Source organism: Emticicia sp. GW821-FHT11C11 (genome assembly GCF_058808615.1).
The window spans coordinates 417,180-441,715 of the sequence record NZ_JBXARV010000003.1 but is presented as its reverse complement, the minus strand read 5'-3'; the positions used below and the strand labels follow the sequence as shown (position 1 = coordinate 441,715).

General features: G+C 37.3%; 20 protein-coding genes. 8 read left to right on the top strand and 12 right to left on the bottom strand.

Annotation, left to right across the window (positions count from 1 at the left end; all coding sequences use genetic code 11):
* Positions 1 to 2: 2 nt before the first annotated feature.
* From AC1RRY_RS16990 to AC1RRY_RS16970, 5 genes are read right to left on the bottom strand one after another with little or no spacing between them, the layout of a single operon-like run.
* A complete protein-coding gene (locus AC1RRY_RS16990; RefSeq protein WP_492822417.1) occupies positions 3 to 410 on the bottom strand; it encodes a TIGR04423 family type III CRISPR-associated protein in 408 nt (135 codons plus the stop codon).
* Positions 400 to 1,851 carry an RAMP superfamily CRISPR-associated protein gene (locus AC1RRY_RS16985; RefSeq protein WP_492822419.1) on the bottom strand — a complete coding sequence of 484 codons (1,452 nt, stop codon included), beginning with the start codon at positions 1,849 to 1,851 and terminating at the stop codon, positions 400 to 402. The genes AC1RRY_RS16990 and AC1RRY_RS16985 overlap by 11 nt, the downstream gene beginning before the upstream one ends.
* A complete protein-coding gene (locus AC1RRY_RS16980; protein WP_492822421.1) occupies positions 1,841 to 3,286 on the bottom strand; it encodes a hypothetical protein in 1,446 nt (481 codons plus the stop codon). The genes AC1RRY_RS16985 and AC1RRY_RS16980 overlap by 11 nt, the downstream gene beginning before the upstream one ends.
* Before the next feature lie 13 nt (positions 3,287 to 3,299).
* Positions 3,300 to 3,836, bottom strand: coding sequence for an RAMP superfamily CRISPR-associated protein (locus AC1RRY_RS16975; RefSeq protein ID WP_492822423.1), 537 nt, complete (start codon positions 3,834 to 3,836; stop codon positions 3,300 to 3,302).
* Between the two features lie 3 nt (positions 3,837 to 3,839).
* A complete protein-coding gene (locus tag AC1RRY_RS16970) occupies positions 3,840 to 5,432 on the bottom strand; it encodes a Cas10/Cmr2 second palm domain-containing protein (protein WP_492856612.1) in 1,593 nt (530 codons plus the stop codon).
* A gap of 248 nt (positions 5,433 to 5,680) precedes the next feature.
* Here AC1RRY_RS16970 and AC1RRY_RS16965 point away from each other — a divergent pair, with 248 nt between their 5' ends.
* Both AC1RRY_RS16965 and AC1RRY_RS16960 read left to right on the top strand, forming a co-directional pair.
* Positions 5,681 to 6,520, top strand: a complete 840-nt coding sequence (locus tag AC1RRY_RS16965; RefSeq protein ID WP_492822427.1) for a hypothetical protein — start codon at positions 5,681 to 5,683, stop codon at positions 6,518 to 6,520.
* Positions 6,521 to 6,729: 209 nt separating this feature from the next.
* Complete coding sequence (locus AC1RRY_RS16960; protein WP_492822429.1) at positions 6,730 to 7,317, top strand: hypothetical protein; 588 nt, start codon at positions 6,730 to 6,732, stop codon at positions 7,315 to 7,317.
* A gap of 751 nt (positions 7,318 to 8,068) precedes the next feature.
* On the opposite strand, the gene AC1RRY_RS16955 is transcribed toward AC1RRY_RS16960, so the two are convergent.
* From AC1RRY_RS16955 to AC1RRY_RS16945, 3 genes are all read right to left on the bottom strand, one after another.
* Positions 8,069 to 8,476: a PepSY-like domain-containing protein gene (locus AC1RRY_RS16955; protein ID WP_492822431.1), complete on the bottom strand. Its 408-nt coding sequence runs from the start codon at positions 8,474 to 8,476 to the stop codon at positions 8,069 to 8,071.
* 110 nt (positions 8,477 to 8,586) lie between these two features.
* Complete coding sequence (locus AC1RRY_RS16950) at positions 8,587 to 9,840, bottom strand: sensor histidine kinase (protein WP_492822433.1); 1,254 nt, start codon at positions 9,838 to 9,840, stop codon at positions 8,587 to 8,589.
* The gene (locus AC1RRY_RS16945) at positions 9,837 to 10,514 is read right to left on the bottom strand and encodes a response regulator transcription factor (protein WP_492822435.1); all 678 of its coding nucleotides are present in this window, start codon (positions 10,512 to 10,514) and stop codon (positions 9,837 to 9,839) included. The genes AC1RRY_RS16950 and AC1RRY_RS16945 overlap by 4 nt, the downstream gene beginning before the upstream one ends.
* Positions 10,515 to 10,791: 277 nt before the next feature.
* On the opposite strand from AC1RRY_RS16945, the gene AC1RRY_RS16940 reads away from it, so the two are divergent.
* Positions 10,792 to 13,251, top strand: a complete 2,460-nt coding sequence (locus tag AC1RRY_RS16940; RefSeq protein ID WP_492822437.1) for a TonB-dependent receptor domain-containing protein — start codon at positions 10,792 to 10,794, stop codon at positions 13,249 to 13,251.
* Positions 13,252 to 13,381: 130 nt separating this feature from the next.
* On the opposite strand, the gene AC1RRY_RS16935 is transcribed toward AC1RRY_RS16940, so the two are convergent.
* A complete protein-coding gene (locus AC1RRY_RS16935; RefSeq protein WP_492822439.1) occupies positions 13,382 to 14,029 on the bottom strand; it encodes a DUF975 family protein in 648 nt (215 codons plus the stop codon).
* A gap of 402 nt (positions 14,030 to 14,431) precedes the next feature.
* Here AC1RRY_RS16935 and AC1RRY_RS16930 point away from each other — a divergent pair, with 402 nt between their 5' ends.
* A complete protein-coding gene (locus AC1RRY_RS16930) occupies positions 14,432 to 15,100 on the top strand; it encodes a LuxR C-terminal-related transcriptional regulator (RefSeq protein ID WP_492822442.1) in 669 nt (222 codons plus the stop codon).
* A 28-nt stretch (positions 15,101 to 15,128) separates the two neighbouring features.
* Here AC1RRY_RS16930 and AC1RRY_RS16925 read toward each other — a convergent pair whose 3' ends face one another.
* On the bottom strand, positions 15,129 to 15,779 hold the full coding sequence (locus AC1RRY_RS16925) for a phosphatase PAP2 family protein (protein WP_492822443.1): 651 nt from the start codon (positions 15,777 to 15,779) through the stop codon (positions 15,129 to 15,131).
* 141 nt (positions 15,780 to 15,920) lie between these two features.
* Positions 15,921 to 16,349: an EamA family transporter gene (locus tag AC1RRY_RS16920; RefSeq protein WP_492822446.1), complete on the bottom strand. Its 429-nt coding sequence runs from the start codon at positions 16,347 to 16,349 to the stop codon at positions 15,921 to 15,923.
* A gap of 331 nt (positions 16,350 to 16,680) precedes the next feature.
* On the opposite strand from AC1RRY_RS16920, the gene AC1RRY_RS16915 reads away from it, so the two are divergent.
* The 4 genes from AC1RRY_RS16915 (at position 16,681) to AC1RRY_RS16900 (ending at position 22,934) form a co-directional block, all read left to right on the top strand.
* Positions 16,681 to 17,847, top strand: a complete 1,167-nt coding sequence (locus AC1RRY_RS16915) for a DUF4856 domain-containing protein (protein WP_492822447.1) — start codon at positions 16,681 to 16,683, stop codon at positions 17,845 to 17,847.
* A gap of 73 nt (positions 17,848 to 17,920) precedes the next feature.
* Positions 17,921 to 19,063, top strand: coding sequence for an imelysin family protein (locus AC1RRY_RS16910; protein WP_492822450.1), 1,143 nt, complete (start codon positions 17,921 to 17,923; stop codon positions 19,061 to 19,063).
* Between the two features lie 117 nt (positions 19,064 to 19,180).
* Positions 19,181 to 20,533: an HTTM domain-containing protein gene (locus AC1RRY_RS16905; protein ID WP_492822451.1), complete on the top strand. Its 1,353-nt coding sequence runs from the start codon at positions 19,181 to 19,183 to the stop codon at positions 20,531 to 20,533.
* Positions 20,511 to 22,934: a TonB-dependent receptor domain-containing protein gene (locus AC1RRY_RS16900; protein ID WP_492822453.1), complete on the top strand. Its 2,424-nt coding sequence runs from the start codon at positions 20,511 to 20,513 to the stop codon at positions 22,932 to 22,934. The genes AC1RRY_RS16905 and AC1RRY_RS16900 overlap by 23 nt, the downstream gene beginning before the upstream one ends.
* Before the next feature lie 97 nt (positions 22,935 to 23,031).
* Here AC1RRY_RS16900 and omp85 read toward each other — a convergent pair whose 3' ends face one another.
* Positions 23,032 to 24,447 carry an Omp85 family outer membrane protein gene (gene omp85 / locus AC1RRY_RS16895; RefSeq protein WP_492822455.1) on the bottom strand — a complete coding sequence of 472 codons (1,416 nt, stop codon included), beginning with the start codon at positions 24,445 to 24,447 and terminating at the stop codon, positions 23,032 to 23,034.
* Positions 24,448 to 24,536: the final 89 nt, after the last annotated feature.

Genomic DNA, 24,536 nt, shown 5'->3' with positions numbered 1-24,536 from the left:
AATTATTTATTGTTTTCAGATACAAAGCCGGTAAATATTAACGCTTTCATTTTCAATACCTCCATGTTTTCGCAAAGGGGGTCTGCTTCAGGCTCCCATACTTGTTTGAATTTGAGGTTTTTAATGCCTTCAATCTTATGAGATAAGTATGAAACATCTTCAAAAACACTATTTTTCGGCAACTTACCTATCTCTATAAGGCTGATTAGATACCTACCCGTGTGCCTGATATGAATTGATACTTGTTCTTTCTTAGCCCACAACAAGCCCTCAATAATGAATGGGTTTTGCTGGTATCTGTTAGCATCAAACGGCTTATTTTTAAATAAATCAGGTTTTTTTTCGTCTGACAGCCATACGTACCCTTCGTATTCGTAATCAGGTATTTCGGTTAGTGCGTTAAGCTTCATAGTTGAAAATTTGTATTTTATCTCTCATTAGTGAACCTGTAAAAACTCCATGTCCTTTGGTGGTCATGCCACCGAGGGGTAACAGTCCTTTGCAAATATCCTTGAGTGCCAATTCTAAGGCTTCTATAATTTGTGCATTTCCGAAAACGGTCTTTTCCAGATAAATCCCAATTCTTAGTCTTTCCATATTATTGGTAAAGCCAGATACTTTTTCTGAAAATAAAGCCCCTTCCAATGCTCCACCAGTAAAACGGTCAATGGCTACATGATTGAATATTTTGTCATTGCTTACCTCTTCACCGAAATAGACGTCATCTATAATCACAGCCCCTCTCTGGCCTTTTTTATCGTTCTTTTTAATGCCAAACAAAGCGTTTACCGCTTCATTTTCATCTCCAGTTTTCTCTTCACCGCTTCCTGCCCATCTTTTAAGAAGTTTATTATAATGAAATGCTACCCGATGGCTTATCGCTCCTTTGATCGAGGAAGCAGGAATCAGGGTTCTATTTTTGAGTTCAATCCTGCCGTTTTCATCATAAACTACAATGTCTTCCATAACCGGGCGATTATTTACTTCTGCATCACCGGAGCCTTCACTGAAAATAAAAAAACTGTCAGGTTTCAATTCAAGAGTATAGCCCGATAAATTATTATCCGACTGTGTTGCTTTGAATTCTATCAGGCCTTCGTTCTGCGTATTAAATGATGGATCGAAGTTTCGGTAATCATCGAAGTCTTTTTCGATTGTTAGATTATAAATTCTATGTTTTATCCTTTTTATTTGCAAACTACCAAAGCCTTTTCTAGAACCCTGCCCCAGTCTGAACGTGGGTTGATGCAGGCGGGTAAGAATCTCTGTCCAGGTATTTTTATCGCTTTCGTTGCCAATTAGTTCTATTTCAAAAATAAAACGGGTTCCTGCGTAGACTACTTCATGGTTATATAACCCTTGGGACTCTGCCACACCCTTATCCGTAATTCTGACGTGCTGCCTTGCAGGCAAGTTTTCAAATTTTGAAAGAACCGATTCAATAGGACTTTTATCTAAACCTTCGGCTACTTTATCTTTTTCATAAAGCATATAGGCAGAGCTTATTTTAATCCTTGAGCCATAGCCACTCGGTATTTTATCTTCTTTTATATCGGTATTATTCTTCTTAAAATAAGCTTCATAAGCTTTCTTCTCCTTACCATGCAACTGATACCCCCATAGTTTAATGAGTTTTTCTTTTGCTTCATCAAACTCCTCAAAATCTTTATACTGGTCAAAAAATGAATGACTCAACACCCCGGCTAAAGATGTGCCCTGTATAATCGGTAAGCCCAGATGGTCTTTCTGAACAATGGCGTCTTTCAGTAAGGATGACTCGCCTGAGCCTACAAAAAGGCTTGTTTTGGCTTCCATAACGATTCGCGCAATATATCTATGATTATTCTCCATCTTCATCATTTTTACGTTTTGAGGTTTCCTTAGCCATTTCTTCGGCATATCTCGCAACGAAAACAGTTCCGAGGCGGTTATTTTCTTTCACTATTGTTTCAAATTTCTCTCTGTTCCGGTTTTTGTCCCAATATTTCTTTGCAGAAACCCCCGATTTCAGAATTGCCTCATCATCTGTGAAAAGCCTGTTGCTTAAGTTACTTAATGATCCACCTTTAAAAGCCTCTGCACGAATTGCACCCCATTGGCTTGGGCTGACTGATGATTTCAGGCTATCATGACTATTATTGCCATAAACAGCTTCATGGACGACTTTAGCTATGGTTTTAAACTCATCTTTTTCTTCTTTTCTCTTGTTCAGAAATTTTCCCAGAGTGGAGTTAATAGAAGCAGAAGTCTTATTATTATCTTCTTCCTTAGCCAGCTCTAGGCTAAAATCCCATATAGCATCTGAATTAGCTTTTAAAAAAGCAGGATTATACAACACTCTCCCAAGCCCTTCATTGGCATATTCGCCGACAATACTGTCAGGATTATTGATTGCCCCACCCTCCACATAGAAAACAGAACCTTTCTCAATACAATGCCTTTGTGCATTGGGAGTATTTCTTTTGAAATTCCAGGGTGAATAACTGTAGGTTCTTACTTGAGATTTCGCCCAGCAGATTTCACCTCCAACTATGCCTAAATCATTGGCCTTGGGTTGAAAAGTGGGGTGACCATAATCATTGAAAAAGCAGAGATTACTTTCCGCATATACTATATGGTAGCCTTTATTCTGAATCTGGTTGACACTGGATGCCATACCACTAAATTCAATTCTGATTTGCCCGAACTGCGCTGTTTTCGATTTGCCAATTTGTTTTTCGCCAATTAGAAACGCTTCAATCTTTTTCTGTAAATCTTCCGATTCATATTTAATAGTAAAGGTAAAAATCTGCCCTTTTTCTAAAGAACTGACACCAAACATCTGTCCGTTTAAAGAACTCCGGGTTGTTCGATCCTGTGCCGATTTTAAAGCAAAGTTTTTTCCAGCTTCTTTAAAAAATACTCCTGTCTCAGAAAAAAAACCTTTTCTTTCTTGCTTCAATTGAACACCATCCTTTCTGAATTGCTCGTAAGTATCTTTGTCAATAGCATACTGAACCCATGTTTTGCTTTTGTCTAGTTTATCTTTAAACAACACCAAAGGCATGGCGTAGCTTTTTAATTTTGGGTTATTAGAAATATGGGCATCGCCAAATAAAATCTTGTTTGAATGCAGCATATCATAGGCTTCGTCGGAATTATGGTTCTGATAAATATCGTTAGCAATAATGCCTAAGAAGTTACTTCCCGGAATAAAATCCAGAGTCTCAATATTACCTTCGGTAGCCAGTTTCGAGTTTAAGACAATGTCTGTCAAGAGCGTGCATGTATATAATATATCAATCATTTCTTTCCGGTTTTTAAATCTCAGTGAATTTACATCGGCCAAGACCTCTGTTTCTGTTTACTCCCAAATGCCTTACCCATTTTAAACATTGCAGGAACTTATCTTTCATTGCCTGGTTACTGATATTTGAGATAGTACCTTTAAGTTCGAGCGGAATACATACTTCCATAACCCGCAAGGCACCTTGCTTAGCTACTCCGTTTTTATCAATGGCAGTAGAGGCTATGTTCCGATACAAGAATTCACTGAGTTCATTGGTGGCGATTTCTCTTTTTTCTTCATTGCCTAGCTCTGCATTCGAAAAGTTAACTGAGGAGCGGATGTCAGCGTCTTTTCCGCCAAAAAATTGATCAATAGTGATATCCTGGTCATTTTCCTGCTTTATATCTTCTAGAGCTTCACGCAAAAGCCCTTTGATTGTTTTGCCGGGTATATAGGGCAGATTATCTTTATCTTTCAAAACAATGGCATCAGCCTCTGGCCCACCCGCAAGCCCGGAACCAATGTGCCAATCGCTCAAAAATGTAATTTTGTAGGTAATTGCTAACATATCTTATATAAAAGAGAATAGTTGAAGTACATCATAAATAATTGTCTTTCTTTTAACCTTAGTTGTTTTGTCATCCACTTTAATAATTTCCTCCTCTACAATAGCTGTATCCAGCTTCATTTTTTCATAGAACTTTTCATCAACTGCTTTCATACGTTTCATCATAAAATCAGCAGTTGATTCATTCTTATATAGTTCTGAAATCCATTGCCTTAGTTTTGAAACGCCTTTTGATTTGTCGTCTTTAAACTCCTTTAATACTTCAATAAGGTCTGATAAATCTTTAATCATAGGAAGGTCTCCGATTTTTTTAAGCGAATAAGGGCCATAGTCAAAACTGACATTACCAGCAGTCAGGGTCTTCCTCTCTATTTCCTCCTGATCTTCAATAAACGAAGAATGAACCTTATAAAATGACAAACATGACGGAGCCAATCCTCCGTCGTGAACTATACTTTTTGAGGCTTTCTTTGCTTTTTTAGTAAGTTCCTCTGCCAGATGCAACCCATAATGAATAGGGTAAGAGTATTTTATGTAGGCAATACCCACGCAGGCTGTCAGGCCATTTTTAAAGTCGCTCAGGTTATAATCCTTACTGAGAAATGCCAATCTCTCTTGGGTTTGCCTCTCAAACTCCTGTAAAAAGTTTACAGCGAAATCAAAAGCTAAGTCTGCCCTTATGATAAGGGTGATGTCATCGCCACCTAAAAGAATCGGTCGTAGGGGGTATCTCTCCTCCTTAGATATGTCTACGTTTAATTTCTCGAAGGCATTTCTTGCGGCAGTCTGAGTAGCTTCATCTAATTTCCTTGAAAAATCTGCAAATGTCTTTTTAGTCACAACAATATCTTTCTCTTTTAATTGACTACCCAATTGCTGAACCAACTTGCCTAAGCCGTTTCCATCAGCATGAATTACGGCGAGCCAGGGATTTGAAGAATCCTTGTTCATTTGGTTAAGATCTAAAGGAATCTTGTCAACATTCAACGAGCCGCCAAAGAATTTCTGGTACAAATTAGGATAGACTTCAGAATTCTGAGAGTCAGGCTCGCACTTGGATCTTTCAAATGCGTCCAATTTTTTCAGAATAGAAGCGTCTCTTCCTTCTTCCGCAAGATTATCTACCCCTACCCCTCCGGTTCTTCTGGCTCTTTCTAAACCCATAAAGCCAACCTCTACCGGGCTTTGAACTACATTTCTTTGCACTTTTAACCACTCTTCAAGCCTATCTATAGCTTTCGAAAGATCTTCAGACTCATCAAGCTTAACAACGGCCTGACTTATAGTGATACCGGGAGCAAATCCAGCAATAATCTTCGGAAATTCCCTGACCAATTTTTTGCATTTGCTTTCATCATCAAAAAGGTATTTAATATTGCCCGCCGCATTAATAATGATGTTACCATCTGCAGGTTTAATATCTGCCTCTTTAAAAAATTTTGAGGAGCAAATTTGCTCTATCAATTCACTAGCACCACCAATTTCTTTGAGTTTATTGGTCTGGAATATAAAATTTTGGATGCCCTGTACGCTCGCACCATATAAAAAATAGCTCATCGATTCTAAAAATAAGTTTTGGATATTAATGTATTGCATGCTATGATGTCAGACTGAGAATCTTGAAAATTCACTTCTTTTTTAGGTCACAATTCAGTCCAGACAATAAACCCTTATGGATATACGTATTTTATATATTATTCCTCATTAGCAATTGAAGAATTTTCTAAAATATTATTTAGAAGATATTTTTTGTCACATTTTAAAGTTAAACAGAACTTATTTAATGGAACAAGTATTTTTCTGAATATTTATATTTTTGTATCTATCTTAGATACAAAAACTTTATGTTATCTCATAAAACACAAATCGATCAGATTGAACAGGCTAAAAAGGCGATTACTCGAAAAAAATACGACGACTTACCTGAAGCAGTCAGTATAGATGAACAGCAAAGAGAGATTGAGTCTATGAAAGAAGTAATACGACACGAAAAGTTTTTTTTCGTTGTCTCTTCTACTGACAGTCGAATTGAACATATCTATGGGCTTGAAAAATGGTTGGGCTATAGTGAGCGAGATTTTACTCTCGAAAGATACCTAAGCATTATTCATCCCAGCTATTTAGAATTTTTAACGCATTTAGCGCAAATAACTTTCCAAATTGTAAGTTCTAAGGGTTTCCGGGTAGGTTTCAGAGAACAAAGATATGTAGTTGACATTGCTTTAAAACATGCAAAGGGTCATTATGTTCTATGTAAAAGAGCATTAAGCCCTTGGCAATGGAGGAACAACTTAATCCGTCAGGAACTCACCCATTACTTCAATGAATTTACAGTTACTAATCCTTATCTTGAAGATATCAGTCCTGAACTATTTCCAAGAATTTTAGATGCCAATGGAGACAAAATGTTTAATTTAGAAGATTTGCTTCGCAAAAACGCTTCTTTATATTTTGAGTCCAATAAAATATTCTTCAGTGCTCAGGAAATAAGGATTATACGTAAGATGGCCTACCATCCAAATATTAAATCTTCTGAGTTGGCAACAGCTTTCAAAAACCAGATTGGAACAATCAATACCCTAAAGAAAAGAATTATCAAAAAAGGGAGAGTACTTTTCAATGACCCGGAGATTATAAGCGTTAAAAGCATAGCAATATTGATGAAAAAGAACTGTTTTGTGTAATTCCATCCCTAATAATAACCTCCAGACATACTCTTAAACCATTTACATTAAAACATTCGTGTCTTATAACAATAGCCATTACTTTTGAGTCAGGTTTTAGGAAACATCTCGTAGTTTAACTCCTTATTGGATCATAAAGTGCTAAAATATTTAAGACAGACATAGGCTTAGATTCGCATTGAAAAATTGGCAATCAACTTTTCAATCAAATGCGAAACAAATTAGTAAAAAACAAATCAGATGTTTTATTTTTTGCGAAATCCTATGACCAAGCTTCGGGTAATTTAACCAAGAATTTAAGTTACCTGCGAAACGCCAAAGTAAGGACATTTTATGGTGCCAATAACAAATTTTTAGGAGGTTATGCCATTTCAACTACGAATCAAAATCCGAGTCTAAGATATTATGATTTTCTTAACTCAGAACAGCGTGACAGCCTCTTGAGGTTAGGTTATAAAGAGGAAGATTGCGCAGAAATTACATTTATTCTTTTTGAAACGCATACAAATCAAGTTCAAAGGTTAATGATATTAATCCGATCATTGTTTGATGCAAATGCAATGAAAAAGAAATTTATTCTTGGCGGAGGAGTAGTTAATGCTTTTAATAACCGAATGAAAAGAGTTTTGAGTATAGAGTTGTATAGTGGTGAATTGCCTGTATTCGGAAAAATAAGAACCTTTAAAATTCTTGGTACCAAAAGAAAGTATATGTTCTTTAAAATATTTCTTGCCTTTCTGAGCGAAACAAGAGTTTTATTAACAAGGATTGTAGATTTGGTTAAACAAGAATTCTAATATTTACAGAAACAAAAAAAGCACTCATCTCTGAGTGCTTTTTGCGACTGAGTGGGCTTATAATCAAACCCTTAATACCCAATTTAACTTTTTTAGATAGTATTTTTGAATGTCAATAATATAAGTTAGTTTAATCTTTGAAGGAACAGCTTTGTGGTACTTACAACTTTTCTAGTAGGCAATTAAATAAGCGAACGATTAGTCATGATATTGGATTTAGTCTTGAGAAAACCGTTGTGATGCTGCTTCTTGACAAACTGGTTGTCAAACCTATAATGCAAATAATTTTAAGGTGAACTAACGGATTTTCCCTGCATTCTTTCCTTTACCAGATTGGCAATCAATGAAGAAAAAGCTGTTATGTATTGTTCAATAATAGGCCATTCAAGTGGATCTATTATTGAAACTTATATCAGGACATAACATCTCAGATTATTAAATACTTTCAGAAAACCTTCATCCAACATTTCATTGGCCTCTTCCTGATTAGATAAATACTTCAAGCAAACACTTTAATAAAATCCAAAACACCTTGTATACAACAAGCTTCAGGCATGTGGATTTTATTCAAGAAAGGCCTTGGTTCTTCTAACTAATCTTCTAAAAAAGGGCACTTTGGTGATAAAAAATAAATCTCTGTTTATTTAGCATATATGTGTTATTACACTAGCTTTTGACAAATCATTGCCTTAGAAATAAATAGAAAAGGTAGAGACAGCATCCCATCTCTACCTTTTCAAATCTGGTGTGTTTATTTGATAGACTTTCCGTCACTATCAAACATCAAATCTTTTCCACCTACTTCTGCCTCATAAATAGTTTTGCCGCCTTTTATAATGATGGCTGCCTCTTTTACTTTTTTACCTTTCAATGCTTGTTGAACGGCCACAGGAAGTTCTGAGAATTTAATCTCTTTTTCTGTCTCTAGTATCTGCCCTTTTTCATCAAAGACCACAGATAATTCATCTTCTCCCTGTTCAAATGAGGCTTCGTAATCTTTACCTTCTTTATCCCATTTTACAGCTTTGGCTGCTGGATAAGCTTTAGCAAAGGCTTGTTTGATAGCAGCCGGAACTTTATCTGCTGCAAGTTTTTGAGCAAAAACTACCGTGCTTAATGCAATGGCAAGTGTTGTAAGCGATGCTTTATTGCGTTTCATGTTGCAAGTTATTTTAGTTTAACAATACAACATTACGGGTCAATTTTGTAGAGAATTTGGAGAATTGAGTTGAATAGAGAAATGTTTCTTAATTATGCTGATTGAAACTATCAGAAGCTTACGGTTATAATATGCCAGCCGGCTTTGTAAAAATAAGTCACCTCAAAATTATAAGTTTCACAAATCTGTTTCACCAAAGCCAGACCTAATCCCATTGACTCAGCATGTGAACTGTCTTTTTTGAATCGCTCAAAAAGTTGCTCTGTGGGTATAGTTGGAGGTACGCCTGTATTCTTAATCATAAAAAAATCCCTAGTTAATTCTATTACTATTTTACCTTCCTGTTGATTATACTTAATGGCATTACTCAGTAGATTATTCAGTAGTACATCCGCTAAAAACTCATTAATCCGAAGTGTGACATGGTGTTGAATGGAAGTATTTATCTGTAGATTTTTATGCTGAATCCATACATCTAATAAATTGAGTTTTTCATTCAGGCATACGGAAAAATCAATGCTTTGTGCTGTATCAAATTGCCTGTTTTCTATTTTGGTCAATAACAATAAGGTTTGGTTCAATTTTGAAAGCTTACCCAGATATTCGATCAAAGACCCCATTTGTTGCATTTGCCCATCGGTAAGGTTATTGTCCTGCAACAACAATTCCAAATTAGAGCTAATTACCGCCAAAGGAGTCTGCAATTCGTGAGACGCATTTTCAGTAAAAGATTTAAGGCTCTGGTATTCTCTTCTGACCTGCTCAGTTAATGAATATAGGTTTTTTTGAAGCGTCTGAAACTCCTGAATGTCAGTCGTATTAAAAATGAGAGAGTTCTTTTGGGTAATCTTAAAGGTTTGTAATAAATCGAGCGTTTTATAAAAGGGTTGCCAGATATTACGGGAAACCCTGTAATTGACAAAAAACAACAGACTTACCAGCAAAAGCATTACTCCGGTAAAGACGATTAATAATGCTACCATCAATTCATCAGACTCATAAAGAGTTTTTCTGATAGTGACCTTGAAGTAACCCTTTGTTGTCTTAATCCCAAAAGAAATCTGCCTACAATCAAGCATTTCGTGTTCTATTGCAGCAAAAAATGTAGTATCTTTTATTTGTACAGGTATCGGAGCAAGGGAAGGATTTATCCAGATACTATCCAATAATGATAAGAATTTATCAGGCAAAGCACCATTTTTCTCCACCAGTTTTTCAATCTTTACTTTCTGAAGTGTTAGTTGCTCGGTCACTTCATCGTCCAGTACTTTTCGTAAAAAGATATAACAGAGAATCCCTCCAACAACCGAAGCTATCAAACAGGCAAATAGAAACGAACGGGTAGTTTTATTAATTAATTTCATACAAGGCTGAATTTATAGCCAACCCCATACAATGTCTGGATATAGTCAGGACACGAGGCCTCGAGCATTTTCTTTCTTAAGTTTTTGATATGCGAATACAGGAAATCGAATGTATCTGACTGATCAATCTCATCGCCATATAAGTGTTCAGAAATAGACGACTTAGTGAGCACCCTATTCTGATTAGCTATCAGATACATTAATAGATCATATTCTTTCCTTGTAAGAATAATGTTTTTTGAACCAACCCATACTTCCTTAGACTCAGGAATAACTTTGATTTCACCAAAAGTAAGTTCCTTATTTCCACCAAACTGTCTTCTTCTCAACACCGATTTTACCCTTGAATTTAGTTCTGACAGGTGAAACGGTTTTGTCAAATAATCATCTGCTCCTAAGTCCAGTCCTTTTATTTTATCATCAAGGGCATTTTTTGCTGAAATGATGACAATACCAGCTGGAGATTGTTGTGCTTTGAGTTGCTCCACAATTGATAAGCCAGAACCATTAGGCAGCATAATATCAACCAGTATACAATCATATTCATATACCCCAATTTTGTCTTCAGCATCGGGTAAATTCGATACCCATTCGCATACATATCCTTCCCCAATCAGATACTTCTGAATAGTAGTCGCCAGGGCTTTTTCGTCTTCGATCAATAAAACTTTCATTTAGCAAAATAGTAAAAAGATTTTGTATAGATTCTGGATTTTTAACCATACCTGAGTGTTTCCATTATAAAAAATAAAATCTGGTTCTGGGCAAAATTCTTCGATACATTATGAATCCAATTCCTGTTTTTACGCAGGAAGTATTCATGCAAACCTCTCGTAAGCCTTTTTGAAGGCAGTTCCTACCATACTTTTACTTGCTATTTTAAAAAATATTTCCACAAAATTTCTACAGAATTGGGCATTAGGTTTGCTGTATCTATTATCAAAGCTCATTATGAAATTTATTTATTATCTATCTTTTTCACTGTTCGTTTCATTCAGCACCTATGCCCAATCTAAAACCGGATTGAAAATTACAGGAAAAGTAGTGGATGCCGCTACAAATCAACCTATTGAATATGCCTCCATCGGCGTGACTGATCAGCAAACCAATAAAGTGATTACAGGTACTATTACAGATGCGACTGGCGCTTTTGAAATAGCAGGCATCGCCCCCGGAACATTTACCATCAATATTGATTTTGTAGGTTATCAAAAAAAGACACTGAAAGATATAGCTCTACGTGCAGGCGATAAACCTCTAGTTTTGAGTTCTATTTCACTGATTACCTCTGTAAAAGCTTTAGATCAAGTAACAATAGTTGGCCAGGCAGCTATTGTAGAAAACCAGATTGATAAAATCGTTTATAATGCCGCCAATGATATTACTTCTCAAGGTGGTGCGGCCATTGATGTGTTGAAGAAAGTACCGATGGTTACGGTAGATATTGACGGCAATGTAGAGTTACAGGGAAACCCCAATATCCGTTTTTTGATTAATGGCAAGCCTTCAAGTGTGTTTGGTAATAGCCTTTCCGATGCATTAGCTTCAATTCCGGCCAGTCAGATTAAAAGTATTGAAGCCATTACCAGTCCGGGTGCAAAGTATGATGCCCAGGGAACGGGCGGTATCATTAATATTATTCTGAAAGATAATCGTTTACAGGGTATTAATGGAAGTATAAACCTGACAGGCGGCACAAGGTTGCAGAATGGTTCGGCGAATCTGAATTTCAGACATAATAATTTTGGCTTGAATGCTTTCTTCAGTGGTAATGAGCAGTTGAGTTCTCGTACACCCAGCACGCAAGATCGTACCTCTACCAATGCCAATACTACCCAACGTTTGTTGCAGGATGGGTATCAGGATTTTAAGAGAAGTGGTTACAGAGCAGGAATAGGTTTTGACTGGGATTTGAGTAAGAAATCAAGTCTGATTGGAGCTGTAGGCTATAATGATTTCAATAATAGCAGTAGTGGGATTACCAATATTCAACAATCTGTATCTGAAGGAGGTATCCCTATTTCTTCAAGCAATATTATCCGTAACTCAAGTAATAAAGGTGGTATCACAGATATTGACTGGAGCTTAAGCTATAAGCATAAATTTAAAAAAGAACAGCAGGAACTGGATATTTTGTATAGTGCCAGTTTTGGTAAACCTAATAACAGCTATAGCCAGATTCAGAACTATGCCGATGCCCTCCTACCCAATTCAGGAACTTTAGGTCATACGCCCGGCACAGATAAAGAGACTAATATTTCTATTGATTATGCTCACCCCATCAGCAAAAAGTTTTTAATTGAAACCGGAGTAAAAACTGTATTGCAGCATATTAATTCTATTGCTGATATACGGGTTTTCAGACCTGCTTCCAACAGCTATATCTATGACCCGACACAATCTTATCAGTTAGATTATAAAATGAATGTGTACGCAGGGTATTTATCTACTACGTTTTCACTATTCAACTATCTGAATGTAAAAGCCGGTGCACGATTTGAACATACGGACGTGACAATTGATTTTCCGAATACTTCTATTCCTTCTTACAACAATCTTGTACCTTCTTTGATTTTCTCTCATGATTTTAAAGGTGACCAATCACTTAAACTGGCGTATGCACGCCGTATCGAAAGAGCTGAATATCGCGAAATAAACCCATTTATGAACCTGAGTGACCCTTATAATATTACTGCCGGAAACCCGCTACTAAAACCAGAAATTGGCAATAATTTCGAATTGGGCTATAACAAATCTTTCAAAAACGGGGGTAATGTATATATTGCTTTGACAGAACGTATCAATACCAACGACATCAAGCCTTATACAACGTTTTATCCAACGTATCAAATTGGCGACTCAACTTATGAGAACGTATCAGTAACCTTACGTCAGAATATCGGTATAGAATACAATTCAGGGCTGAGCTTATCGGGTTCAATACCATTAACAGACCACCTGAATATAAGAGGGAATCTGATGGTTATCCACAAAAGTGTAGTAAACACGCTTTTAGCTAATAATGTAACCAATGGTGTTAATTCACGTTTCAATTTGAACCTTACTTATCAATTACCTAAAAACCTGATTCTGGAAGGTTTTGGTAATTATTCATCGGCCATCAATACTATTCAAGGGAAAAGACCACAACAGTTTACTTATAATTTTGCTTTCAGAAAACAGTTCTGGAACAAAAAAGCAAGCATTGGCTTTACCGCTACCAATCCATTCAGCAAATACATCAGTCAGGTTTCTACGGTCAAAACGGCTAATTATATCTCTTATAATACAGTTCTGGTGCCTTATCGTTCATTCGGTATTAGCTTTACTTATAAATTTGGCAAGCTTGAATTTAAGAAAGGAAGAGAGCAAGGGAACGATTTTATTAATGCACCAAGTGTAGAGAATTAAGGTAATCGAGTGTTAGGGAAAAAGCAGCCAAAACGCTTTTTTTAGTAGTTGTTTTAAAGACCGTGGCTTTTAGGCACGGTCTTTTTGATTGAATTACTAGGTTTCCATAAATCATTTAGACCTATGCAGCTTATTCGGCCTCAAGCAAGATAGCCTGATACAAAGAAGCAAATGAGGCTTTTATCCAGGCAATAGCCGGGAATACCCCAACAATTAAAGCCAGAAAGCCCAGAATAAAAATAAAGATAGAAGCAAAACCAAGTATGAAGATTTGCCAGGCATAGCCATTGGTCATTTTCCAACTGGTTTCTATGGCAGTAATGGGGTCCAGTTTTTTATCCATTACCAGATAGGATACAAAAGCCAATCGGCATGCTACGATAATTCCCGGAATGATTAACACTATTAAACTGATGCCTATCAATGAAGTTACTAATACATTAGTTAATACGATATTCAAATAGTTCTGAAAACCTATAATGATATTTTTGACCTCGACAACCTCCCTTCTGGCTGCCTGGACAAAAAGTAAATCGGCACTATACCCGATGATCGGCAAAAACAGAAATATATAGGCTATTCCTAAAATTCCTAAGGCTATTTGTCCTGAATCGTAGACATCTCCTATATGATGTCTGAGGTTATTTGTGGGCGCATCCAGAATTGCCAGTACAAATACAATCAGTAATAAGTGAAGAAAATACTGTTTCACTGTTTCCCAACCCCAGGAAATAGATTTACTTACACTTACCGGGATTAATTGCTGAGCTGTTTCCATTCTAATTTTTTTATTTATTTGATGCTCAAATGTATGGTACTTGTAAATATTATAACAGCTACCAAAGTAGGCATTTAAAAAAACACTACTTTAGTATTGATGACATACATTTGAAACCGGATACTTTTATCGAAAATTACACAGGATTATTTCATGGAAGTAAAAATGATTTTTGTCTGGATTTGTTTTATTTTTTGTGTGGGATTGACCTCAGGAGGCATGCTTATTCTATTCCGAAATAAGACGTATAAACAACTGCCATCGTTTCGGTATCTACAGTACTATTTAATATTAATTTATACGTTTGGATTTTACTCCCTGTGGAGTAAAGTATTTGTGCAGCTTTTTCTGGTCGTTAATGAATCATTGGAGCATATAATCTCTGTTTCTAATCTGCTCATCATGCTTGGGGTACCATTTTTAATGGCAGGTAAACTAATATTCGTTTGGTGGAGTCTGAGCTTACTAAAGAAAAAAATTCCCGTTCTTATACTACCTGCGGCTTTAATAATTACTTTTCTGATAGTATTGGTATATATCACTTATTTAAGGTTTGAAGTATTATCAAATATTAGTGAAATAAATGCAGTCTGTATGTTTATGCTAACTGTTTTTAATTTGGCGATTCTGTTTTTTTCTGAAATAGCCTATCTGACAAAAAAGCAAAAAGTGATTTTTATGCTTCTTATCTTTTTTTCAGGAATTATTTATTTGCTCCAATTAATTGATTTAGATAAACCCATCACAGAAATTGTTTTTATCTTTTTATTCTTTCTAAGCCATACCACCATCTTAGTTTATTTTATCTACATAGCTCATTCGCCTGTCATGGTAGAGGAAGCTGTTTTTATTCCAGCTTCATTCGAAAAATTTGTTGAAAAATATATGATTTCGCCCCGTGAAGCAGAAATTGTTCACTATATTTTCGATGGTAAAACGAATAAAGAAATTGCAGATAAATTATTTGTGACCGTACAAACAATCAAAGATCACACCCATCGTATCTATCAAAAGACAGATGTAAAATCGAGAGCTCAATTAACATCGTTATTAAGAAAGTTCTTTCTTTAAACGATATCATTTGTCTGAACAGATTTTTTCAATCAGGTGCTACCCTCCTCCATTTTTTCTGTACCCAGAAATAGAAAAGAACATAGGCTAGCCCCAGACTAAACCCTCCTACTACATCACTGGTATAATGATAGCGTAATACGATTCTACTTATTCCGATAGCGATCGTAGCTAAAAGAAAAAACAAACTAATGACCCATTTCCATCTTCTATTTATAGAAGATTCCCATATCTCATGAATCAATATGCTCACAAATACAAATGAACCCATTGCATGCCCGCTTGGAAAGCTATAGCTATCCAGTTTATCAAATAATGGCAAGTCAGGTCTGGGTCTGGCAAAAAATAGTTTGCCAGCATAAATGACAATGGTACTTGTCAGGGCAAGTATACCTACGTGCCAGGCATCTGTTTTTCGGCCTCTATAAAAAAGTAAGAAGGTCAGTATAGCATAAGCAGGAAACAAAAATAAACCTGAGCCAAAGAATGTCAGAAAATTAAAAACATCAATGAAAGATGGTGTGGAATACTGATTGATAAAGGTAAATACCGCGCTATCAAACCAGTCTTCTTTTTCTCTTACAACCTCATGAGCAATTATACTAAATATGCCTAACGACCCAATAAAAAAAAGAAATGGCAAAATTATTCTAATAATGATATATCCGTTTCGTTTCACAAGCCTACAAATTAGCAATTTTAAACATGAGTAAGATTAGCTTCCTGTTGGCAAGTAGCGCATCAATCCTGTAGAAAATTTGAATTTTTTGCCTGAAGCAGTTTTTAAAACAAGTAGTCAAATTAACAGAGTTTAGAGAATTTACTTCCAGATTAGTACTATTGTTCCGGCAATAATTAGAATTGCACCCATGGCCGTTTTTAATGTTAGCGTTTCGCCTAGAATCACTATTGACAATACTATGGTTAGCGCCAGACTTAGTTTATCAATAGGCGCTACCTGAGAGACATTTCCCAATTGTAATGCTTTAAAATAAAATAGCCAGGATAACCCGGTAGTTACACCGGAAATCGTTAGAAATAACAGACTTTGTCTGGATATAGTATTAATCTCCTTCAACTCTCCTTTACCCAATACAATGCCCCAGGTAATAAACAGGATTATAAGGGTACGAATGGCTGTAGCCAGATTTGAGTTAACATGCGCAATACCCATTTTGGCAAAAATAGCCGTTAATGAGGCAAATAAAGCAGATAATAAAGCATAGAACCACCACATAGATTTTATCATTTAAATATTTGCGAATTAAATAATCAAATATGAAGAAAATCTGATTTTGTCGAAGGTGATTCTCAATTTCTAGTCAGAAGAAAAAATTTGCATTTTTTCAAAAATTCAGAATTTCTTCAGAATTCATTTTTTTCTTTGCGCTTTCACAAGGTACAACCTATTACTAAGTAGATATACGAAATCTACGTAATATTCGAGCCAATACTTTGATAAACATAATATAGACCCGATTATCCCTCTATGTTATGTTTATTTTTTGCCTCAAAATATTATTTAGAATTAGTCTTAATACAATTCTTAATTATTTTCTATCAAAATCCGTAAATATTTTATGAACATTTCTAAAACACACATTATCATTGGTAGTATTTTCCTGGCAGGTTTTTCTTCATGTACCGAGAAAGCAGACGAAATAACTCCGCTCCGCACAAAAATTGAGTATTCCAGGGCAACTGCAACAACGCCCTACAAAAGCCTTTTTATAGATGCGAAGGGAGATACCACCGTAGATTTGAAGTCGGGTAATGACCGATACAGAATTTATCAGGCATTGAATTATTACCTGGGGGGCGCTGTAAGAGACAGCAAAGCGCTTGATGCAACGGTTATGAAAAATATGTATGCGAATACAGGCAATCCATTCACAGACATTCCTTCCTTAAATATTTCAGGTTCTTCTCTGAATGCTTCAGGCGTACAATTACGCAACGTTACTGCTTCTTCGAAAGCAACTACTGAAGCCGATGCTATCCGTACAAAAATGGATGCAACTTTTGGAGAAATGGCCGAAGTCAGTAAATCTTTTGGTGCCGTTGCGGCTAAAGGAGTTGCCGGGAAATCTGGCACCTATTTATTAGATGCGAAGGGCATTGAGGTGGTTCAGATTATTCAGAAATCTTTAATCGGTGCTTTTCAATTAGATTATATAAGCAATGTTTTATTAGACAAAGGCTTAAGTGCAGATAATACAACTTTGGTATCCGGCAAAAAATACTCTCAATTAGAACACAATTGGGACGAAGCTTATGGCACACTTACTCTAAATCCTGTTTTCTTAATTAATTCAACTGATGCTGTTCGTGGTACGTCTGAATCATTCTTAGGTTCGTATATCTGGGAGTATAATAAAGCAGCCTATGCTAAAATTCACCCGGCATTTGTGAGAGGACGTGTTGCCATTGTTAATAATGATATGACTGAATTAAAAACACAGGCGACATTCATCAGAACTGAAATGGAAAAAGCGATTGCTTATTCAGCGGTGGGATATTTAGGAAAATGGAAAACTGGTACAACTGAAGCAGCTCGTGCCCATGCCATTGGAGAAGGAATAGGTTTCATCTACTCATTACGTTTCTGTGCAGTTACCGGGGTTGATGCTAAATTCTCTGACGATCTTATTGCCAGCCTGGTAGGTTCTACTAATGGTTTCTGGGATTTGACCAATGACAAAGTGAATGCAGCAGTTGATGCCATCAATGCTAAATTCAAATTGTAAAAACTCATTCATTCTCCTCATAAGTGGGTTGATAACACTAAGCTTATCAATCCACTCATTTATTTTTAAAATCATGAAGTCTCATTTTAGGAAAAAGTCATATTGGTTACTTTTATTAACAACTATATTATGGGCTTGCGGAGGTAATGGAAAAACTGTTGACCCTCCTACACCTGTAGATGAAGGGAAAGACAGAAAAGCCTTGTTGACCCACCTGGCAGATAACATCATTATTCCGGCCTATGCTGATTTTAAAGTAAAGTTTGACCAGATGCTGACAAAGGCAGATGCTTTTACAGCTAAACCTGATAATACTACGCTTGTTGAATTCAGAGCTGCCTGGGTAGATGCTTATACTGAATGGCAGAAAGTGGAACTATTTGATTTTGGACCCGCAGAAAGACAGACCTTACGTAATTTTTTCAACATTTACCCCGCCAGCGAAAAAGGAATTAATGACAATATAGCCGATCCTACTGCGAATTTAGAGATACCTGCCTCTGCGCCTCAGCAGGGATTTCCCGCTTTAGATTACCTGCTGAATGGCTTGGGTAATACTGATGCTGCTATTCTTGGTTTTTATACCACTGCCCCTGATGCGGCTAAGAGAATTGTTTATATGAAGCGACTGACAAGCCGGATGAATACGCTACTAACCAAAGTTATCAGTGATTGGACTACCTATAGAGAAACCTTTATCACCAAAACCGGGCTGGATATCGGTTCGTCAACCTCATTGATGGTCAATGGTTTGGTGCTTCACTATGAACGCTATATCCGCTCCGGTAAATTTGGTATTCCCTCAGGTGTTATGCTCAATGGTGTTGTCTCTCCCGAAAAGGTCGAAGCGTTCTATAAAAAAGACCTCTCTCTTGCACTGTCCAAGGCTGCCCATCAAGCTTATGTGGATTTTTTTAATGGTAAAGCAGTTAAAACAGGTGTAGAAGGCCCTTCGTTTAAAACTTATCTTGATGCATTAGGCGCGAAAGATACAAGCACCGGGAAATTATTAGCGCAGCTGATTAATGAGCAATTTCAGCTAAGCAAAGGCAAGATAGATTTGCTGAAGCCTAATTTTTATGAAGAGGTAAAGACCAATAATCAGGCAATGAAAGATGTCTATACTGAAATGCAAAAAGGTGTTCGGATGCTGAAAGTAGATATGACTTCTGCCATGAGTATTACCATTACTTATACTGATAATGATGGCGATTGATGGATACGGCAAAGTGTGAGATAAGGTCTTTTGTTCTTGCATAATGATAGTAATTGAGACCTGTGTTTATCACGCTATTTGAGGGCATAACCTAACCCCTTATCTCAAAATCCTTTAATGAAAAGCAAATTGCGCAAATACTTTCAACAAAAAATAGCTGCTGCCCCTTTAGCCATTTTCAGAATTGGCTTTGGTTTGATGCTATTGGGTAGTATGATCCGGTTCTGGAGCAAGGGATGGATTGATGATTTATACATACAACCCAGGTATTTCTTCCCTTTCTATGGTTTTGAATTTGTCAAACCTCTCAGTAATTACACCTATTTTCTGTTTTTAGTGTGTGGGCTTTGTGCATTGTTAGTAACTTTAGGTTTGTTTTATAGAATAGCAATTATAGGACTGTTCCTGAGTTTTACCTATATAGAGTTGATGGATAAATCCACTTACCTCAACCATTACTATTTTATCAGTTTGGTTTGCTTCCTGATGATTTTTTTGCCTGCACACGTCTATTTTTCCATTGATGCCTACCGGAACCGAGAGCTATCTGCCAGGTATATTCCACAATGGTGTATCGACGCACTTAAACTGATGATAGCAGTGTTGTATTTATATGCCGGACTTGCCAAAGTTAATTCTGACTGGCTGCTACATGCACAACCATTGAAAATATGGTTGCCAGCTCGCAATGATATGCCGATTATTGGTTCTCTGTTTAATAAAGGCTGGACACCTTATGCTTTTAGCTGGTTTGGCTGCTTATATGACTTGAGCATACCGTTTTTATTATGGCGTCCAACTACACGTTGGCTGGCTTATCTGGCCGTCATTGTTTTCCATGTATTGACGGCATTGTTGTTTCCGATCGGCATGTTTCCGCATATTATGATAGTGGCCGCTTTAGTTTTTTTTTCACCTAATTTTCACGAAGCAATCATTCGGCGCATCAGTCATTGGCTGAAAATCCCTTCTGACTTAAAGACCGGAAATACAAAATCTTACACGCCATCATCATTTATTCTGCCTGTTTTTACAGTCTTTTTCATTTTTCAAATTGTGTTTCCTTTCAGATACCTGCTATATCCCGATGAGTTATTCTGGACTGAGCAAGGTTATCGGTTTTCATGGAGAGTTATGCTGATGGAAAAAGCAGGCTACGCCCAATTTACAGTAAAAGATAGAAGCGGCAAACAGATGGTAGTGAATAACAATGATTTCTTGTCACCATTGCAGGAAAAAATGATGTCGACGCAGCCGGATATGCTCCTGCAATATGCACACCTCCTGCGTGATTACTATGCCCGACACGGTTTCGAGTCACCGCAGGTATATGTAGATTCTTATGTAACTCTCAATGGTCGTATGGGTAAGCCTTTGGTGAGCCCAACTACTGATTTGGCCATTGAGCAGGATTCTTTTCAACATAAATCATGGATTTTACCATTCAATGACACTATCAAAGGTTTTTAATACATTTATTCTTAGTCTGATTGTCTCAGCCTCTTTGGCACAATATGAATTGACAGGTATTGTACGTCTGAGAAAAGACAGTACTGTGGCTAAAGATTGCCGCATTGTACTCAATGCCGGATCTCCGTTTACGACAACAGATGAGCGGGGTCACTTCAGGTTCAGAAATCTACCCAAAGGAATCTACCAAGTGCTGATATCACTGACCGACTATCAGTCATTTCAGCAGACAATCACTATTCAAGACAAAGATGTCAACTTAACTATTTATTTAGATTTGCTGAACACCACGCTTGACGAAGTGGTGGTAAAAGATAAACAAAGTGATTTCGGCTTTACTCGTATGCGTGCTGTCGAGAGCATGGGTATTTACGAAGGGAAAAAGACCGAAGTTATCTTACCGGAGCAACTGGTGGCTAATCTGGCAACCAATAACGCCCGCCAGGTCTATGCTCGTGTAGCAGGATTAAACATCTGGGAAAATGACGGTGCCGGATTACAACTCAGCATTGGAGGCAGGGGACTTGACCCTAATCGTACTGCTAACTTCAATGTTCGTCAGAATGGTTATGATATCAGTGCCGATGCCTTGGGCTATCCTGAAAGTTATTATACCCCTCCTATTGAAGCAGTAGGAAAAATCCAGATTGTGCGCGGGGCGGCATCGCTTCAGTATGGAACCCAATTCGGCGGGCTTATCAATTTTGTATTAAAAAAACCAGTTACTGATCGTACATTTGAATTAACTGCTCGTCAGAGTGTCGGCTCTTTCGGCTTTTACAATGCCTTTACTAGTGCCAGTGGTACCCTAGGGAAATTGAGTTACTATACCTTTTTTCAGTATAAACGTGGCAATGGCTGGCGGGCTAATTCAGACTTTAACAGCTATAATTATTACGCTGATATAGATTATCAATTCAATGAAAAAACCAGTATAGGCATTGATTTTACCCATATGAATTACCTGGCACATCAACCAGGCGGCTTAACAGATGCTATGTTTCTAGAAGACCCCAGGCAAACCAACCGGGAACGGAACTGGTTTAAAGTCAACTGGAACCTTATGGCCGCGCACTTTGACCATAAATTCAACACGATGAATGAATTTAATCTGCGCGTATTCGGCCTGTCTGCTTACAGGTATTCTTTAGGGTTTCGTCCTAACCGGGTAGCCAGCATGGATGACAACAGCGAACGCGATCTAATTAAAGGAGATTTTACCAACTGGGGGACAGAAGCCCGTTTCTTGAAACGATACTTTGTTGAGAATAAGTTATCCGTGCTTTTAGTAGGAAGTCGCTACTACCATGGTTTCAATCACAGTGTGCAAGGATTGGGTAGTACGACAAGAAATGCAGATTTTACCTACATTAATCAGGAAGAAGCTATTGCGAATGATTACAGGTTTCCTAATAATAATATCTCTCTTTTTGCTGAAAATATATTCTATCTCCATGATAATTTTTCCGTCACTCCCGGTATTCGCTATGAATATATTCATACCAAAGCCGACGGTTTTTATGGGACTATCCTACGGGATCTGGCAGGAAATATTATTGCTTCCAATCGTACCAATGAAACACGTGTCAATGGTCGTCAGTTTGTATTGGCAGGCATAGGTTTGAGTTATAAACCAACTTCGCACCTAGATATTTACAGCAATATCTCTCAGAATTACCGCTCTATTACCTTCAGCGATATGAGAATTTCCAATCCCTCCTCTGTCATTGATCCGAATATGAAAGATGAAAAAGGTTATTCAATAGATTTAGGTGTGAGAACACAGCAGACTACACTTTACAATTTTGATGTCAGCACCTTTTATCTGAATTATAATAACAGGATTGGTGAAGTACAGTTTTATGATGAGAATAACAGGGTTCTGCGTCGCAGAGGTAATATCGGTCAGGCTGTTATCATGGGTGTGGAATCTTACATAGAAGGAGATTTGATAAAGCTGTTGAAGCCTATCAATCAATCTTTGAGTGGTGTTCTGTTCGCCAATATTGCTTTGATTCACTCCACTTATAAAGCAAGTGAAATTGCCGGAGTGGCTGGAAACCAGGTAGAATTTGTTCCGGATGTCAATCTCAAAAGCGGAATCCGCTTAGGCTATAAAAACCTGAAAGCCTCTTTTCAGTATACTTATTTGTCAGACCAGTTTTCGGAAGCGACCAATGCTATTGATGGCGGAGTCTCAGCGGTAGTTGGGTTAATCCCGGCTTATGATGTAATGGATGCCAGTATTTCGTATCAATTCAAGCGATTCAGAATTGAAGGTAATGTGAACAATGTAGCCAATCGCATGTATTTTACACGCAGGGCAACAGGTTATCCGGGACCAGGCATTTTGCCTTCAGACGGCCGAAGCTTTTATTTAAGCTTGCAGGTAAAAATATAAAGTTCAGGTTTACAGCTAGGCTATGCCTTCATTAGAAGAAAGTCGTAAAGTATAAGTCAATCCTTACGACTTTCTTCATTCAATTGTAGTGAATCTTCTAAAAAGCTTGTCCTATACCAAAGAAAAACAATTTGTCTTCTCTGGAAAGTCCATAGTCAAAAGATAGTATAGTCGATTGATTCCAGGCAATTCTAAGTCCTCCGCCATAAGAAGTTTTGACCTGCCTGAAATTTAAATCCTGCCATCTGTCTCTGACTGTACCTGCATCAAAAAATGGAGCAAGTCCGAAAGCAAATCGCTGCTTACCCCATTTGGTTTCTACTAATCTTGCTCTTAACTCAATATTGGCAAACCACATGGATCTTGCCAGAAAACGGTTTGCTCTGAATCCACGTAAGGACTGCTTCCCTCCCATTGCATTGATACTGCCATCAGGACTCCATTGATCCTGAAATTCAAAAAATGGGGCATTCTTACCAAAAATATTCCCGATACCTACCCGGCCGGCCAGAACAGTTCTTGAACCAACAGGTAGTTTCTGGTAGTAACGACCTTGCAAAAAGAGTTTGTTAAAGTCAAACTGTGAGCCAATGGCTTTCCCAGAAAATTCATTCGCAATCTCAATATAAGTACCTTTGGTGGGATCAGGTTCAAAATCTCTGGTATCATAAATTAGCGCGGTTTGTATAATAGAAACCCATCCCCCTTTTAATCCTGATATGAGACCTTGTTCAAAATCACGCCTTAATAAAGATGTCCCATTCGGTGCTTTGGTATTGTGTCCTGTTACGGGGTCTATAGCTTCTGCTTCCTCCCCCTCAAAAGTGCTATAATCTAAATGCTGAATTTCGTAGCCACCCATTATGCGCCACTTGCCATTTCCCAAAGCATAATCAGCTTTCAGGTTAAGCATAAACTCTGTTTCTCTGAACCTGTTAGACAGCGCATCCGTTACAAGCCGCCCTTCATTAGCGTCACCCGGTCTTAGCGTTTTTCTTGCTCTGTCATAAGCTTTATAAGTTGGAAAAACAGTATTTTCATCTGAGGGTAGATGAAGATACCCGAGTGTTTTTTCTGTAGAGCCAAAATATAAATTGGCAGGGTTCTGTTGGGCTTTAAAATCTAGCTTAAAGCGCCAGCGAGTTCCTTTGTAATAGGGAACATCCAGCGATAAGATAAGCTCTCTTGCATTAGAGGTATAATACGCCGCATTGGCTTTTAGTTTTACCAGATAGGGCGTATAGGCAAACAGAGGATTATTCCTGTATCCATTCCAATAGAGATTAGACCTCACCCCAAATCCGAAACCTGTTACCGGGTCTGAAGAAAAATCGGGTATACCTGTAATAAATTTCCCTTCCCGCTTTTTGGCTAAATCAGCATCAGACATTCGTTTCGATTTTATGAACGAAAGACTGTCTTGCTGTTGATTGGCAGATGGCACCACGGCTGATTGTGCAGATGAAAAGTGTGCAACTGAAAATAAAAAGAGATTTAAAAGTAAATTTTTCATTATGTGTGTGTGTTTGATTCACAGCGAAAGTCTGAATAGATTTTGAATATATTCTGAATGGGCAATAAAGCATACTATGAAGATTGAGA